Source organism: Pseudomonas sp. RA_15y_Pfl1_P11 (genome assembly GCF_963970975.1).
GTDB lineage: Bacteria > Pseudomonadota > Gammaproteobacteria > Pseudomonadales > Pseudomonadaceae > Aquipseudomonas > Aquipseudomonas tritici.
In genome coordinates, this window is sequence record NZ_CAXAOY010000010.1 from 68,114 (window position 1) to 82,544 (window position 14,431).

17 protein-coding genes are annotated in these 14,431 nt (G+C 60.3%); 12 read left to right on the forward strand and 5 right to left on the reverse strand.

What is annotated here, in order from left to right; translation table 11 throughout:
* From AACY44_RS14675 to AACY44_RS14705, 7 genes are all read left to right on the forward strand, one after another.
* On the forward strand, window positions 1–627 hold the full coding sequence (locus AACY44_RS14675) for a DNA repair protein (protein WP_339419786.1): 627 nt from the start codon (window positions 1–3) through the stop codon (window positions 625–627).
* A 20-nt stretch (window positions 628–647) separates the two neighbouring features.
* Window positions 648–1,106: a YbjN domain-containing protein gene (locus AACY44_RS14680; RefSeq protein WP_049708791.1), complete on the forward strand. Its 459-nt coding sequence runs from the start codon at window positions 648–650 to the stop codon at window positions 1,104–1,106.
* The gene (locus tag AACY44_RS14685) at window positions 1,103–2,044 is read left to right on the forward strand and encodes a peptidylprolyl isomerase (RefSeq protein WP_339419790.1); all 942 of its coding nucleotides are present in this window, start codon (window positions 1,103–1,105) and stop codon (window positions 2,042–2,044) included. Before AACY44_RS14680 ends, AACY44_RS14685 begins: the two co-directional genes overlap by 4 nt.
* Window positions 2,045–2,095: 51 nt before the next feature.
* Window positions 2,096–3,073 (forward strand): LysR family transcriptional regulator, encoded by a 978-nt coding sequence (locus AACY44_RS14690; protein WP_339436523.1) that lies wholly within the window; start codon window positions 2,096–2,098, stop codon window positions 3,071–3,073.
* A gap of 593 nt (window positions 3,074–3,666) precedes the next feature.
* Window positions 3,667–4,221: a histidine phosphatase family protein gene (locus tag AACY44_RS14695; protein WP_339456185.1), complete on the forward strand. Its 555-nt coding sequence runs from the start codon at window positions 3,667–3,669 to the stop codon at window positions 4,219–4,221.
* A gap of 45 nt (window positions 4,222–4,266) precedes the next feature.
* A complete protein-coding gene (gene cobF, locus AACY44_RS14700; protein WP_339530498.1) occupies window positions 4,267–5,022 on the forward strand; it encodes a precorrin-6A synthase (deacetylating) in 756 nt (251 codons plus the stop codon).
* Between the two features lie 11 nt (window positions 5,023–5,033).
* Window positions 5,034–5,753 (forward strand): alpha/beta hydrolase, encoded by a 720-nt coding sequence (locus tag AACY44_RS14705; protein ID WP_339419797.1) that lies wholly within the window; start codon window positions 5,034–5,036, stop codon window positions 5,751–5,753.
* 67 nt (window positions 5,754–5,820) lie between these two features.
* Here the strand turns inward: AACY44_RS14705 and AACY44_RS14710 are convergent, their stop codons facing one another.
* On the reverse strand, window positions 5,821–6,375 hold the full coding sequence (locus AACY44_RS14710; RefSeq protein ID WP_339436524.1) for a hypothetical protein: 555 nt from the start codon (window positions 6,373–6,375) through the stop codon (window positions 5,821–5,823).
* A gap of 72 nt (window positions 6,376–6,447) precedes the next feature.
* Window positions 6,448–8,256 (reverse strand): monovalent cation:proton antiporter-2 (CPA2) family protein, encoded by a 1,809-nt coding sequence (locus AACY44_RS14715; protein WP_339456161.1) that lies wholly within the window; start codon window positions 8,254–8,256, stop codon window positions 6,448–6,450.
* A 151-nt stretch (window positions 8,257–8,407) separates the two neighbouring features.
* Here AACY44_RS14715 and AACY44_RS14720 point away from each other — a divergent pair, with 151 nt between their 5' ends.
* Window positions 8,408–9,961, forward strand: a complete 1,554-nt coding sequence (locus tag AACY44_RS14720; RefSeq protein ID WP_339530500.1) for a DUF726 domain-containing protein — start codon at window positions 8,408–8,410, stop codon at window positions 9,959–9,961.
* A 41-nt stretch (window positions 9,962–10,002) separates the two neighbouring features.
* Entirely contained in the window at window positions 10,003–11,322 is a 1,320-nt protein-coding gene (locus AACY44_RS14725; RefSeq protein ID WP_339456165.1) for an Nramp family divalent metal transporter, read from the forward strand.
* A 27-nt stretch (window positions 11,323–11,349) separates the two neighbouring features.
* Here AACY44_RS14725 and AACY44_RS14730 read toward each other — a convergent pair whose 3' ends face one another.
* Both AACY44_RS14730 and AACY44_RS14735 read right to left on the reverse strand, forming a co-directional pair.
* Complete coding sequence (locus AACY44_RS14730) at window positions 11,350–11,706, reverse strand: type II toxin-antitoxin system VapC family toxin (RefSeq protein WP_339456187.1); 357 nt, start codon at window positions 11,704–11,706, stop codon at window positions 11,350–11,352.
* A gap of 135 nt (window positions 11,707–11,841) precedes the next feature.
* A complete protein-coding gene (locus tag AACY44_RS14735; RefSeq protein ID WP_339530502.1) occupies window positions 11,842–12,774 on the reverse strand; it encodes a LysR family transcriptional regulator in 933 nt (310 codons plus the stop codon).
* Between the two features lie 116 nt (window positions 12,775–12,890).
* On the opposite strand from AACY44_RS14735, the gene AACY44_RS14740 reads away from it, so the two are divergent.
* From AACY44_RS14740 to AACY44_RS14750, 3 genes are all read left to right on the forward strand, one after another.
* On the forward strand, window positions 12,891–13,379 hold the full coding sequence (locus AACY44_RS14740) for a DMT family transporter (protein WP_339436528.1): 489 nt from the start codon (window positions 12,891–12,893) through the stop codon (window positions 13,377–13,379).
* Window positions 13,380–13,383: 4 nt separating this feature from the next.
* Window positions 13,384–13,836, forward strand: a complete 453-nt coding sequence (locus AACY44_RS14745; RefSeq protein ID WP_339436529.1) for a DMT family transporter — start codon at window positions 13,384–13,386, stop codon at window positions 13,834–13,836.
* An 89-nt stretch (window positions 13,837–13,925) separates the two neighbouring features.
* The gene (locus tag AACY44_RS14750; protein WP_339419807.1) at window positions 13,926–14,096 is read left to right on the forward strand and encodes a metallothionein; all 171 of its coding nucleotides are present in this window, start codon (window positions 13,926–13,928) and stop codon (window positions 14,094–14,096) included.
* Window positions 14,097–14,155: 59 nt separating this feature from the next.
* Here the strand turns inward: AACY44_RS14750 and AACY44_RS14755 are convergent, their stop codons facing one another.
* Window positions 14,156–14,428 (reverse strand): hypothetical protein, encoded by a 273-nt coding sequence (locus tag AACY44_RS14755; protein ID WP_339419808.1) that lies wholly within the window; start codon window positions 14,426–14,428, stop codon window positions 14,156–14,158.
* Window positions 14,429–14,431 lie beyond the last annotated feature (3 nt).

A 14,431-nucleotide genomic window follows, 5' to 3' on the forward strand; every position in this document is an offset into this window, starting at 1 on the left:
ATGAACACGCGAATCTGCGGGCTGCTCTTGGTGTTTGTTGCCACGGCGGCCTCGGCTGAAGGCATGGAGGAGCGCTTGCGTACGCAATTGCGCAGCACCACCCAGCAATTGCAGGCGCTGCAAAGCGAACAGGCCCAGGCCAGTGCGGCGCGCATCGCCGCTGAAACCCAGGCCAAGCAGGCCCAGGTGCAAATCAAACAACTGACCGCTGAGCTGGAGAAGACCCGTAGCGTGGCCGAGCAAATGGCCGGCCAGCAACAGAGCCTGCACAGTCAGGCGCAAGCCCAGGTCGCGGCGAGCAATGAGCAGATCGGCAAGTTCAAGAAGGCTTATGACGAACTGCTGGTGCTCGCCAAGGGTAAAGAAGCCGAGCGCGCTCGCTTGCAGGCACAGCTGAGCGAACGTGACACACACGTGCAGCAATGTTCAGTCAAGAATCAACAGATGTACGGCGTGGCCCAGCAACTGCTCGCGGCCTACGAAAAAATCGACGTGGCCGAGGTGATGAGTATTCGCCAGCCGTTCGCCAGCAGTGCGCGGGTCAAGTTCGAGGAACTGGCCCAGGGCTTTGGCGACGATTTGTACAAGAGCCGTTTCGACGCGCCCCAGGCAACTGCCAATCATTGATAGACAGATCAGAGATCACCATGAGCGAATTGATCACCAGCGTCACCACCCAGAGCCTCACCGAGCTGCTGCAGGAAGCGGGCTACCGGGTCAATCAGACCGAACAGAACGGTATCGTGCAATTGCTCAGCGCCAGTCAGGGCATCGGCTTTGCCGTGCGCTTTGGCAACCCGGCGGCAGAGCAGGGCAACTATGTGGATTTCACCTACAGCTGCGCGCTGCGTATCCAGGGCGAGTTGCCTGAAGGCCTGGCCCAGGTATGGAACGCATCGCGGCGCTTTGCGCGGTTGTCGGTGCAGGGCGAATTCCTGCTGATGGAAATGGACGTGGTGGTGGCCGGCGTGGGCGCCACGCACCTGCGCAGCCAGCTGGAACTGTGGGATCGCCTGTTGCAGGAGTTTATCGTCTACCTGCGTGAATACAGCCAGCAGGCGGCGCAGTTGCAGGCCCAGGCCGACGTCGAGGCGCCCGTATTGTGAAAAAGCCAACCTTGATGGTCGGCGCGGGTGCGCTGGCCTTGCTGGTGGTGGCGGTGGGTTTGAGCGTGCGACCGGGCAGCGACCCGGTGGCGGCTCAGCAACCGGCACCGGTGCTCAACCTTGCGCCGAGTGGGCCAGCGGTGGCACGCCTGGGTAATCAGCAGATCGACCTCACGGAACTGAAAAGCGTGCTTGCCAGCCTGCCGGCCGAGTCACGCGAGCAATTGCGCGGTAACCGAGGTGCATTGGAGACCTGGATCCGTTCACGTCTGGCACAAAAGGCGGTGCTCGAACAGGCCGACGCGCAAGGCTGGCGCCAGCGCCCGGAAGTGGAACAGCAAACGCGAGCCGCCACTGAGCAAATCGTGTTTCGCGACTACATGCTCTCGGTCAGCCAGGTGCCGGCCGACTACCCCAGCGCGGCTGAATTGCAACAGGCCTACGACAGCGGCAAGTCGCAATGGATGACGCCGCCGTTGTATCGGGTGAGCCAGATTTTTCTCGCGGCGAATGACCCGCAAAGCCTCGACACAGTACGCCGCCAGGCCCAGGAACTGAGCCGCCGCGTCCAGGCGTCACCGGGTGATTTCGCCGCCCTGGCCACGCAGTTTTCCCAGGACACCGACTCCGCCACGCGAGGTGGAGACTCGGGGATGCAGCCTTTGCAGCAACTGGTGCCCGAAGTGCGCAGTGCGGTGTCGCGCCTCAAGGTCGGCGCCGTGTCGGATGTGGTGCAGAGTGCGGCAGGGTTCCATGTGCTCAAGCTCACCGGCCAGCAACCGGCGCGCACGGCGACCCTGGACGAACTGCGCGAACGCCTGACCCAGGCCCTGCGCGCCCAGCGCCAGGAGCAGATCGCCAAGGCTTACCTCGAGGGCATGCTCAACACCGCCACCCTGAGTATCGACGGTGCAGAGCTGAACAAGGTGCTGGAGTAACGCGTTTCAACCCGCATTGGATGCACAGACAGACAAGACAGGGAGTCTCCCATGGCATTTCTAGAACCGTCTGGCCTTCAGGGGCCGTCCGCTTATCGCGCACCGGGCGAGGGGCGCAGCACCAGGCTGGCCCTGGCCGGAGAGATTGACCCGGAGGTGGCGCGCTACTTTCTGGTGAGTGCGCGCTGCGGCTGTTTCATGCAGGCGGCGCGCAGTTTGAATATCAAGGCGACGCTGTTGCGCAAGCGCTTGGCGCAGTTGGAAGAACATCTGCGCCATTCGCTGTTCACCTATCAGGGCAATGGCTTGGTACTTAGCCGCGATGGTCAGCAGTTGCAGGCTCAGTTAATCGCCCTGGCCCATGAGCGGCGCCTGCCGGTCACGGAGCAACCGCTGATTCGGCTGGCGGTGGCTGAGCCGATCCTGCACGACATCCTTGGGCGCGACCTGATTGCCTTGCTGCGACGCAATGCCAGCGTGCGCCTGGAGATCATCTCCATCGACAGCCCGTTGTCGCTGCAAGCGGTGGAGGTGGACGTGGTGCTGTGGTTGTCGGACGCCGATGCCCCGGTGCCCGGCCCGAGCTTTGTCACCGAGCCGCCGCGAGCCCTGGCGCGGCTGCAATATTTGCCGCATATCGCCAAGCGTTATTCACGGCTCACGACACGGCCGGACAGTGTGGAAGACCTGGATGACTACATGCTGGTGCAGTGGCAGCCTGATGCGCAGGTTGGCGCGTTGCAGCCGTGGAACCGGGTGGTGGAGCAGCGTTTGGCGGCGGTGGTGCAAGTGCATGCTTATTCGCTGATGCTGGAGATGATTCGTTGTGGCGCCTGTATTGGGTTGCTGCCGCACTACATGAGCAGTGTTGACCGTGGGCTTGTGGCGTTGCCGGGGTTGTTGGCCGAGAGCATGCAGCGCCAGGTGTGGCTGGCAGTGAATGCGCAGGAGGGGGATGCGCAGGCGGTGCGGATGATTGTGGAGTTGATCGTCAGCACCTTCGAAGGCCGCCGTGAGTGGTTTGATTGACCAGGAATATACAACGTAGGTCCATTGTTCGTTATTGATAGTTAGATCTTATTTCGAATGGGTATAGGTGACCTGTTAGTTGTGACAGTCTGCGGCGGGTGGAGAACGGTTAGGGTTATGTTGAGACGGGTATGAATCGCCAGTCGGTATCAGTTGCGCATGCGCTATCAGTGTTTGGGAGGTTGTGATGAGTGATATAGAGAGCCGTGTAAAGATGGTTTAAGTCAGCAGTTGGGTTTGGATATGAAAGGTATTCGAAATGAACAAGAGTTCCCAGAGATCTTGGCGCTGACGCTTTGGACTTTCCACAGTGGGTTATCGCGCTGGAGGCGGAGTTCAGTATTGAAATTTCAGATGAGGAGGCTTATGAAATAATCAGTGTCCAGCACGCAATCGATGTGGTTAAACGTCAAATCGGTTAATTGGCTTTCTGAATCGGGGATTTGCCTCCATGGCAGGCAGCTCCCACAGTTGGGCGGTGTGAACCTGGTCCAGCGTGTGAATCCATTCCCCTGTGGGAACAGGCACAAGACGTTGCACGCTGTGGATAACTGCGCCAGTCTTATTGGCCTTCATTCGTCAGAGCGAATTGCGTGCAAGCCACCCGTTTGACCCTCATCTGCCATGCCGTCACGCCTCTGCAAAGACGCGGGCGTTTTCCGGACGACGAGGCGGTGGCGATGGATTGGCAGGGGGCGGCACTTTCCCTCGCCGGGCGTTATAAGGAACCCCGGCGTTTGTTGTGCGGGCCGGAAATACGCGCACGGCAGACAGCCGGCTTGTTCGGCGGTGACGCAGGAGTCGAAGACGCCCTGCGTGACGCTGATTTCGGCCAGTGGAAAGGCCAGGCCATCAGCCAACTGAATGGCGATCAGTTAAACACCTGGCTCACTGACAGCGCGTGCGCACCCCATGGCGGCGAGTCAGTGGAGGACGTTTGCACGCGTGTCGCGCAGTGGATGAAATCCCTCGAAACCCAACCCGGCCATATCGTCGCCATCACCCACCCCTTCGTGATCCGCGCCGCAATGCTGTACGTCATGCAGTTTCCGCTCTCGATGTTCTACCGTATCGACGTCGAGCCGCTGTCCACCACGGAGCTGCGCTTCAATACGGTCTGGCGCCTGCGCCTGGAAACTCACGCCTAGACGCCTGAACATGGCAAAATCCACGCCCCGCACTGAGAGCTACCCATGAAACGCATCCTGATCATCGGCATTGGCGCCGGCAACCCTGACTACATCACGATGCAGGCCGTGAAGGCGCTCAACCGCACCGACGTGTTTTTCCTGATGGACAAGGGCCAGAGCAAAGACAAGTTGATCGACCTGCGTCGCGAGATCTGCGAGACCTACATCACCGAGCCTGGCTACCGCTTCGTCGAGGCCGATTGCCCCGAGCGTGTGCGCGGCGATATCGACTACACCACCGCCGTGCAGGACCTCAACCGCGACAAGCAGCAGACTTTCGAGCGCATGATCAATGAGGAAATGGCCGACGGTGAAGTGGGCGCTTTCCTGGCGTGGGGCGATCCTGCGCTGTACGACAGCACCCTCCGCATTCTGCAGGCGATTTTGGCCAGTGGTCGCTGCACCTTCGCGTTCGAAGTCATCCCCGGTATCACCAGCGTGCAGGCCCTGGCCGCCCAGCACAAGGTGCCGTTGAACCGCATCGGCAAGTCCGTTGAGGTCACCACCGGGCGCCGTCTGGCGGCGGGGCAGGCGAGTGATGCCGACACCCTGGTGGTCATGCTTGACGCCGAAGATTCCTACCGCAGCGTTGCCGATCAGGATCTGGACATCTATTGGGGCGCCTACCTCGGCACGCCGGACGAGATCCTGATCAGCGGCAAGGTGAGTGAGGTGGCCGAAGAAATCCAACGGGTGCGCAAGGCCGCGCGCCTTGAAAATGGCTGGATCATGGACACTTATTTGCTACGCAAACCCTGAGGTAACGTCCCATGCTTAAACTGTTTGCCCTGGCGCTGACCCTGCTAGCCGGTGCCGCTCATGCCGACGATACGCTGCACACCGACTTGCCGTTGTCGTACCTGGAACAGACCCAGGGTGATGCGCGCAACCAGCCGCTGGTGATTTTCCTGCACGGCTTTGGCAGTAACGAGGAAGACCTGTTTGGCATCAAGGACGCGCTGCCATCCACGTGGACCTACTTGTCGGTTCGGGCGCCCATGCCGGTCGGCCCGAATGGATTTCGCTGGTTTACCAAGACGCCCGGTGACGGCGATTACGATGGTGTAACGGCCGATCTTCAGCGCAGTGCGGGGCTGATCAAGGACTTCGTCGGCAAAGCCACTGCCAAGTACCACACCCAGAGTGATCGCGTGTTCCTGATTGGTTTCAGCCAGGGCGCGATCATGTCGTATGAGGTGGCGTTGCGTGACCCGCAGCTGGTGCGAGGGATTGCGGCGTTGAGTGGCAGCGTGTTGCCGGTGCTCAAAGCTGAGCTGAAACCGGATGAGTCATTGGGCAAGCTGGCGATCTTTATCGGCCACGGCACCTTGGACCAGGCGCTGCCGTATGCCTCGGCGACCCGGGCGAATGAGGTGTTGACGGGGCTCGGGTTGAAGCCGGAGTTTCATGGGTATCCGGGGATGAACCACACTGTCAGCGAGTCGGAAGTGCAGGACTTGAAGGTTTGGCTGGAAAAAAGCCTGAGGTAAACGCGGTTAAAAAATGTGGGAGGCTTGCCTGCTCCCACATTGGTGTTGTGTTGATTGGGAGATCGGGTTACTTACCGCCTGTAATCTGCTTCACCAGCGCCGCATGCCCCTTGGCATCATCCGCCCGCGAAATCGCCTGGATCACCAGCAAATGATTTCCCGAGCCACCGAGGAATGTGGATTGCAGCGTCTTGCCACCACCCTGGGTCGCGGTGCTGTCCACTTGGCGCAGGCCCAGGCCCTTGACGTTCAGCTTCTTCTCGCTCTGCTTCTTGAAGTCAGGCAGTGCTGCGCTCTGGTCCTTGACGAATCCGGCCACGGCGCCATCGAGGAACTGCGCGTCGTTATCCCCAATGGTTACCCCGTCTGCACGCACCGTTTCGGCGACGATCACCACACTTTTCGTGGTCTGGTTGGCGTACATCGTGCCTTGGGTGTCGGCGGTTCCATCATCCGCCTTGCCAGCCGGCAAGGTGTCGGCGGTATAGGCCCTGGGCAGCTTGAAGGTGAACTTCCCGCCCAGGGTGGAGATGGTCTGTGTGGTCGGCTTGGCGGCGGCGAAGACACTGCCGGCAGAAAGCGCGAGGACCAGCAGGGCGACGGTCTTGGTGAAAGTGGCCATGAAGCGCTCCAGGGATGAACGAAATTGCGGCATATTCTGTCAGAATTTTCGCAAGATCGTTCACCGATAGCCTCACGCCTTGTCGGACTCTTCCTCAAGTCGATCCATCTCAAACAGGCGCGCCAATTCCGCCCGCGCTTCCTGGGCCGTTTGCATCACCTTGGCAGCGTCGTCGTACACCGCGTGTTGCGCGGCCAGCACTTGCAGGTCGTGGTTCTTGAAGCGTGTGATGCGCGCATCGGCCTGAGCCTGGCTCAAGCCCAGGCCGACCAGGGTGCGACGGCTCATTTCCAGGCTGGAGTAGAACGTCTCACGAATCGGTGAGGCGTCCAGGTCCACCAGGCGGTGTACGTGCTGGCGGTTACGCGCACGGGCGATGATCTTCATGTGCGGGTAGAGGTTGCGCACCTGTTCGGCAGTCTTGATGTTGATCTCCGGGTCATCCATGGCGATCACAAAGAATTCCGCCTGGTCGACCTTGGCCGCATGCAGGATCTCCGGGCGTTGCGGGTCACCGTAGAACACCGGCATGCCACCGAAGCTGCGGGTCAGTTCGATGGTCTCTACCGAGGTGTCCAGGGCGATAAACGAGATATTCTGCGCGCGCAGGATCCGCGCGACGATCTGGCCCATGCGGCCCATGCCGGCAATGACCACGCGCGGTGCGTCGCTTTCAATGGCGCTGTATTCCTCGGGCACTTCCACCGGCTTGACCTTGGGCTTGAACAGCTTCGGGCACACCAGCAACAGCAGCGGCGTTACGGCCATGGAGAGGGTGATGGTCAGCACCAGCACATCATAGAGATGAGGTTCGAACAGGCCTTGGTCGCGACCGATCTTGAACACGACAAAAGCAAATTCACCCCCGGCCGCCAGCACCACGCCCAGGCGCAGGGCGCTTTCGCGGTTGAGGTCGCCCACCAGCCGGCCGACGGCGTACAGCAGCGGCAGTTTCAAGCCGATCAGCAGCAACGTCAGCCCGATCACCACCCATGGCGAGCTGAGTAGCAGGCTGAGGTTTGCGCCCATGCCCACGCTGATGAAGAACAGGCCCAGCAGCAGGCCCTTGAACGGTTCGATCTGGGATTCCAGTTCGTGGCGGTACTCCGAATCCGCCAGCAGCAAACCAGCGAGAAAGGCGCCCAGGGCCATGGACACGCCCACCAGTTCCATCAACCAGGCTGTACCGATCACCACCAGCAACGCCGTCGCGGTGGACACTTCGCGCAGGCCGGTCTTGGCGACGATGCGAAACACTGGCCGCAGCAGGTAGCGACCGCCGATGATTACCACGGCGATGCTGCCGAGGATCTGCAAGACATGCTGCAGGCCCTGGGCTTCCGTGGTGGGGTGATCGCTGCCGGCCAGCAGCGGCACCATGGCGATCAGCGGGATCGCAGCGATGTCCTGGAACAACAGAATGGCAAACGCCAGGCGACCGTGTGGTTGGTTCAGCTCCTTGCGCTCGGCAAGGCTTTGCAGACCGAACGCGGTGGACGAGAGCGCCAGGCCCAGGCCGAGTACGATGGCGCTGTTCCACGACTGGCCAAACAGCCACAAGGCCACCACGCCCATCACCAGACCGGTGAGCATCACCTGGGCCAGGCCAACGCCAAACACCGCCTTGCGCATCACCCATAAACGCTTGGGTGACAGTTCCAGCCCGATAATGAACAGCAGCAACACCACGCCCAGTTCAGAGAATTGCGCGACGCTTTGCGGGTTGCCGATCAGGCCGAGCACCGACGGGCCAATGATCACGCCGGCAAACAGATAGCCCAGCACCGCGCCCAGTTGCAGGCGTTTGGCCAGGGGCACGGTCAGCACGGCGGCGAGCAGGAACACCACGGCTGCTTGTAACAGGTTGCCTTCATGGGGCATTGCGAACTCCAGGATCTTTAAAGCCAATCAATAGACGGTTATTAGAGCGCTTTTTACATGTCGAAAATTGTGTTTTTGCAGCGCATGCAACGGCATTGAGCCTCACCCTTTGTTACTATCGCCATCCCTTTTCACCAGGAGTCACCGCCCCATGCAGCACCAGTGGGATGAAATGCACCGCACCCGCAAACCCACGTTCGTACTGTGTGGCGAGCCTCAGGGCGATGTGCTCAATCTCTACGTTCACGGTTATTCGGCGTTCTTCAATCGGCAACAATTGGGCAGCTTCCAGGCGCAGTTGGCGGGTATCGAAGGCTCGACCAACCTGATGCTGTTCTGGCCGGCAGGGCATTTCCTGGAAAACCTGTTTGCTCCCTTCAAGGATGTACTGGGCGCGATGCTCAGCGGCGTCAACCTGGGCGCGGCGACTGTGGGGGTGGGCAAGGCGATTGCTTATTTCCTCGATCACTACAAAAGCGTCGAGGCCCGGGTGGACGAAGTCGCCAGGAGCCTGTTGCCTGAACTCGCCAGCTACTTGCACGGTGAATCCCTTGAAATACGGCGTATCAACCTGATCGGCCATTCCCTGGGCGCGCGCATTCTGGTCAAGAGCCTGTTGGCCAGCCCTGAAACTGCCCGCGAACTGCCATTGGACAACCTGTTGTTGATGGGCGGCGCGATCTGCACGTCGAGCCCGTGGGGTGAAGTCTCGGCACCCCTCAAGGGGCGCGTAATCAACTGCCACTCCAGCAAAGACTGGGCCCTGGCGATGAAACCGGATACCGAACGTTGCATCGGCCGCCATGCGATCCCAGTGACGCCAGCGCTCAAGGCCAAGGTTACCAATGTGCACCTGGCGACTTTCGACCACGCCGCCTATTGGCCGCAGTTGCGGACGGTAGTGCAGTACACCGACCTGTTGCACGAGCGACGCGGCATGATCCGTTCCGATCAACGCAGCACTGAGGTACGTTTTGCCGAAGAGGACGCAGAACTGTTCCCTGCGTTGGTGCAGGCGCGGCCGGAAGAATTGAAGTTCCTTGCTGAATTGATGGCGCAAAAGCGCAGCGCTTCAATCGACGCCACCGTGCGCGAGCCACTCAAATTGGCCGTCGAGTTGCAACGCATGGGCGGCGATACCTTTATGAACCTGGCCCGCGGCCATGGCGTGAGTTACCGCCAGGTCGCCGAAGATGTGGTGCAGCGGTTGGGGATCAAGTTTGACGGACCTCTCGATACCGTCGAATTGGCAGACTTGGAAGCCCAGGTTGCGGAAAAACTCATCGAACAATACAAAGACAAACTCAGTAACGCTGACCGGCAGGTGTTCGACGCGGAGCTCAAGGCGGCCGCGCAAAAGGAGCAGGGGCTGTTCAGCCGTTTCGATGTTGGCCGATCAGCCACCACGGCGTTGAGTGGTACGGCGTTGGCCGGGCTGACCGGGTTTATCCTGCGCCGTGGTGCAGCCACGGCGATTCCGGTGGTGGGCCAGGCTGTGGCAGCGGCGATGCTGCTGGTGAGCGGTGTCCGCGCGTTTTCCGGCCCTGCGTATTCGATCACCACCCTGGCGGTGCTGGTGATTGGTTTGATCCGCCAGCGCATGGAGCGTGAAGCAATGAGCCAGGAGATGGACCTGGTGGTGCACGTTGTCGAAGCGTTCGATCTGCCGCGGGAGACGGTGATGCGCACGGTTGCGTCTGACTGATAAGCTGCGCCTCTATCGAGTGTGTTTGCCTGGGATACCGCGTGAAATTCAGCCTGCCAAAAATCGCTACCGCCCCGTTTTGCCCGCCGGAAGTGGCCGGCTCCGTCGCCGTTGATCCCAAGGCTTCGTTCTTCAAGCGCGTGATGATGTTCGCCGGCCCAGGCCTGCTGATCTCTATCGGCTACATGGACCCAGGCAACTGGGCCACAGCCATCGAGGCCGGCTCGCGTTACGGTTACAACCTGCTCTTCGTCGTGCTGCTGGCCAGCCTGGCAGGGATGGCGGTGCAATGCCTGTGCTCGCGCTTGGGCATCGCCACCGGCAAGGACCTCGCGCAACTGTGCCGTGAACGCTATAGCAAGCGATCCGCCCGCACCCAGTGGGTGTTAGCAGAAATCTCCATCATCGCCACCGACCTGGCCGAAGTGCTGGGCTGCGCCTTGGCGTTTCACCTGCTGCTTGGCGTGTCGCTGACGACCGGCATTGTGATCACCGCTTTTGACACATTGTTGATCCTGGCCCTGCAAAACCGGGGTTTCCGCCGCTTGGAAGCGATCATGCTGGCGTTGGTGGCGACCATTGGCGTGTGTTTCTTTATTGAACTGGTACTGATCAAGCCTTACTGGCCGGACGTGTTCAGTGGTTTTACGCCTTCACTGTCGGCCATCAGCGATGCCGCGCCGTTGTACCTGGCGATTGGTATTCTCGGTGCCACGGTGATGCCGCATAACCTTTACCTGCATAGCTCCATCGTGCAAACCCGCATGATCGGCAAGGACCTCGCCAGCAAACAGGATGCGGTCAAGCTGGCACGCATCGACACCATCGGTTCGCTGGCCCTGGCCCTGCTGGTCAACGCTGCGATTCTGGTACTCGCCGCTGCCGCCTTCCACAAGACCGGCCACACCGATGTAGTCGAGATCCAGGACGCCTACCACCTGCTTGACCCGCTGGTCGGTGGCGCGTTTGCCAGCATCCTGTTTGGTGTGGCCCTGCTGGCTTCCGGTCAAAGCTCTACGTTTACCGGCACCATTGCCGGGCAGGTGATCATGGAGGGCTACCTCAACCTGCGCATTCCTTGCTGGCAGCGGCGCCTCATCACTCGTGGGCTGGCGCTGATCCCGGCGTTTCTCGGGGTATGGCTGATGGGCGACGATGCCATCGGCAAGCTATTGATCCTCAGCCAAGTGGTACTCAGCCTGCAACTGCCGTTTGCGCTGTATCCGCTGATTCGCATGACCGGCGATAAGCAACTGATGGGGCCATTCGTGAATCGGCTGCCGACGCGGTTGCTGGCGTGGTTCCTGTTTGCGGTGATCAGTGGGGCGAATGCGTGGTTGATTACGCAGTGGGTGTTTTGATTGGCGCTGTGCAGCCATTGCGAATTTCTACACCAGGATCGCCAAGGACGTGTATTGGGCGACCTGCGGGTCGGCCGTCAATAACGTCATCGGTTCGCTCACGGCCGTCGCAACGATGAGCCGATCGAAGGGGTCCTTGTGATCGTGCTCGAGGTCCTTCACCGCACTGGCATGTTCTGAAGTGATGGGCAGTTCGACGAACCCGCTTTCCTGGCAGTACCAACGGATTTCCTCCAGATCGACAGTGAGTTTCCCTAACTCGACCTTGACTGCCATCTCCCAGAATGTTGCAGCGCTGATGTAAATATCTGCAGCATCCTCAATCAGCTTTTTGGCTTTGCCGCTCAGAGCGCGATTTTTTGTTGTATATGACGTCCATGGCAGTTCTCCAAAAAGATGTCAGCGAAGTCTGCCGCAGCGCGTCGAGCAGAGAAATGCTGGCCCGAAAAATCAGAACGGACCTACTTTTTCCAGTAAGAAAACTTTCTGCGTAGGTACGCTCCTCACGCGCTGTATCGCTCACCGATCCCAATATGGCACTGCCCCAAAACACTCCACGAAGTAATCAATCACTGTGCGCACCTTCAGTGAAATGCGCCGGCTCCCTGGCCATACTGCCGCGATCTGCTGCGGTTCCAAGGTGGTAGCCACTTCGTATTCCGTGAGCACCGCCTGCAAGGTGCCGGCACGCAGGCCTTCGCCGATCAACCAGGAAGGAAACACCACCAGCCCGAGGCCTTGTTCGGCAGCGTGGGTCAGGGTATCGGCGTGGTTGCCGGTGATCGGGCCCTTGACGCTATAAGGCGTCCAGTCGCCCTGGCCCCGGCGGAAGAACCAGCGTTGTTGTCCGGTGATGCCTTTGTAGGCCAGGCACTGGTGGTTGATCAGTTCGTCGGGATGTTGGGGCGTTCCGTGCCTGGCCAGGTAGGCCGGGCTTGCGGCGATGCGAAAGCGTTGGGGCGCGAAGATGCGCGCCTGCATGCTGGAGTCGTTGAGCACACCAATGCGGAACAGCAGGTCAGTGCCGTCTTGCAGCGGGTCGACGAACGTATCGGTTTGCTGGATATCCAGTTGCAGTTTCGGATAGAGCCGGCATAACTCGCCCAGCCACGGTGACAGGTGACGCTGGCCGAATACCATGGGCGCATTGATGCGCACCAGGCCGCTGGGTTCGCTTTCCTGCTCTTGCAGGGCTTGGCTTGCAGCTTCCAGCTGCTCCAGCACCAGGCGTGCATGCCGTCCGAGCAGTCGTCCGGCTTCGGTAGGGCTGACCGCCCGGGTGTGGCGGTACAGCAACTGCTGCCCCAACGCCTGTTCCATCAGCTGTATTTGCCGGGAAATAGACGAAGGCGCCAGGCCCTCACGCCGCGCCACTTCGGAAAAGCTGCCGAGGTCTAGTACCGCGACGAAGAGGCGCAGCGCCTTGAAACTCAGTTCATTCAAACCGTGCATCCTGCCTCCAGGTTGTGCGTTTTGCGCAAAGGTGTTGTTGGCATGCTCCCATTTATCGCACAGGACGGCCACTGGATAATGCGCGCCATGTTTCCCTTCTGAAGCGCAGGTGATGTATGCAGGCACGTTCTATCGAGGGTGTGGCGCAGGCCACGCCGAAAAAAAACCTTCTACGGTTGCTGTTGTTGCCCCTGGTGATCCTGGCGGGCATGGGCCTGTCGGTAGAGGCAGGTTTGCTCGGTCCATTGGGTGTGCAGGTGGGGCATTTGTGGGCAACGTTGAGCATCTTTGGTGTGGGTTCGGCGATTCTGTTTTTGCTGCTGCTGTTCAGTGGCCCGCAAAAGGGGCCGGCGCTGACCGACTTGCCACGCTGGCAGTTGATCGGAGGCTTCCTGGGGCCTATGTACGTCGTCGTACTCACCCTGGCTACGCCGCACATTGGTATCGCCATGACCATGATCGCGATTCTGTCCGGACAAGTGGGCAAGAGTGTGCTAATCGACCATTTCGGCTGGTTCGGCACAGCGCGCAAACGCGTCAATGGCGAGCGCTGGATAGCGCTGGCGTTGATTGTGGCGGCACTTGTTCTGATTGCGCGAGGGTAAGACGATGAACCTGATTTTGTTATTGGTGCTAGTGATTGCCGCTGGAGCGGTGTTGAGTGTGCAGGCTGCCATCAACGGGCGCCTTGGCCAGGCGGTGGGCGTGTTGCGCAGTAGCTTGCTGACCTTTGCAGTGGGGGCCCTGACGACCGCGCTGTTGATTTTCTTCTTCGAACCGGCCCAGGCCTTGAGCTTGCTGGACGTGCCGAAATGGCAATTGACCGGCGCGTTGTTCGGCGTGGTGTACATGATGGTGATGGTCGGCGCAGTGCCCATCGTCGGAACGGCCGTCGCGACGGTGGCGGTGATCCTTGGGCAATTGGGCATGGGTATGCTCATCGATAACTTCGGCTGGCTGGGCAACCCGGCCATCGAGTTATCGGGCAGCCGGATTGTGGCGATGGCCTGCCTGGCGCTGGCCCTGGTGTTCATGTACCGCAGCAATACCCGCACCGACTGATGGTTTGAACCATCGCCGGCGACTGGCAGTCACTGCTTAAGGTGCTGGCAGTCGCCACACCGCGACGACCATGAAAAAGGAGTCTGACCATGCCAGATAAGACCTGTGCCTGCCCGCACTGCAAGTGCGTATTGGGCGTTGACGCGGTAATGAAAGACGGTAAGGGCTATTGCTGCCAGGGATGTGCCGAGCACCATGCGCACGGTGAACCGTGTGCGTCTGCTACGGGCTGTGAGTGCGCCAAATCGACGCATGGCTGAGCACCGTTACACTGTGGGAGCAGGCAAGCCCGCTCCCACAGTGATCTGCTTTGTTGCTGCTAGTGGGTTTCCAGTTCAAGCCTGAGGCTATGGTCGGACAGGCGCTGCCTACCTTTGACCACGCCGCTTGTACGTCGCCCCTCCAACGCAAAAACCACCGTCTGCGCTGAGTGCAAGTCAGCCGGCAGCGGCTGGAATACTTTCAGCACCGCCCAGCCAGGCTGCTGCTGCAGGCTCACTTGGCACTCGACATGCTTGGCCATCGGCCCGAATAAGGTGTCCTGGGTGTAGTCAATGCGCGCTTTGCCACGAACCTGTACAGGTAAAACCATGGT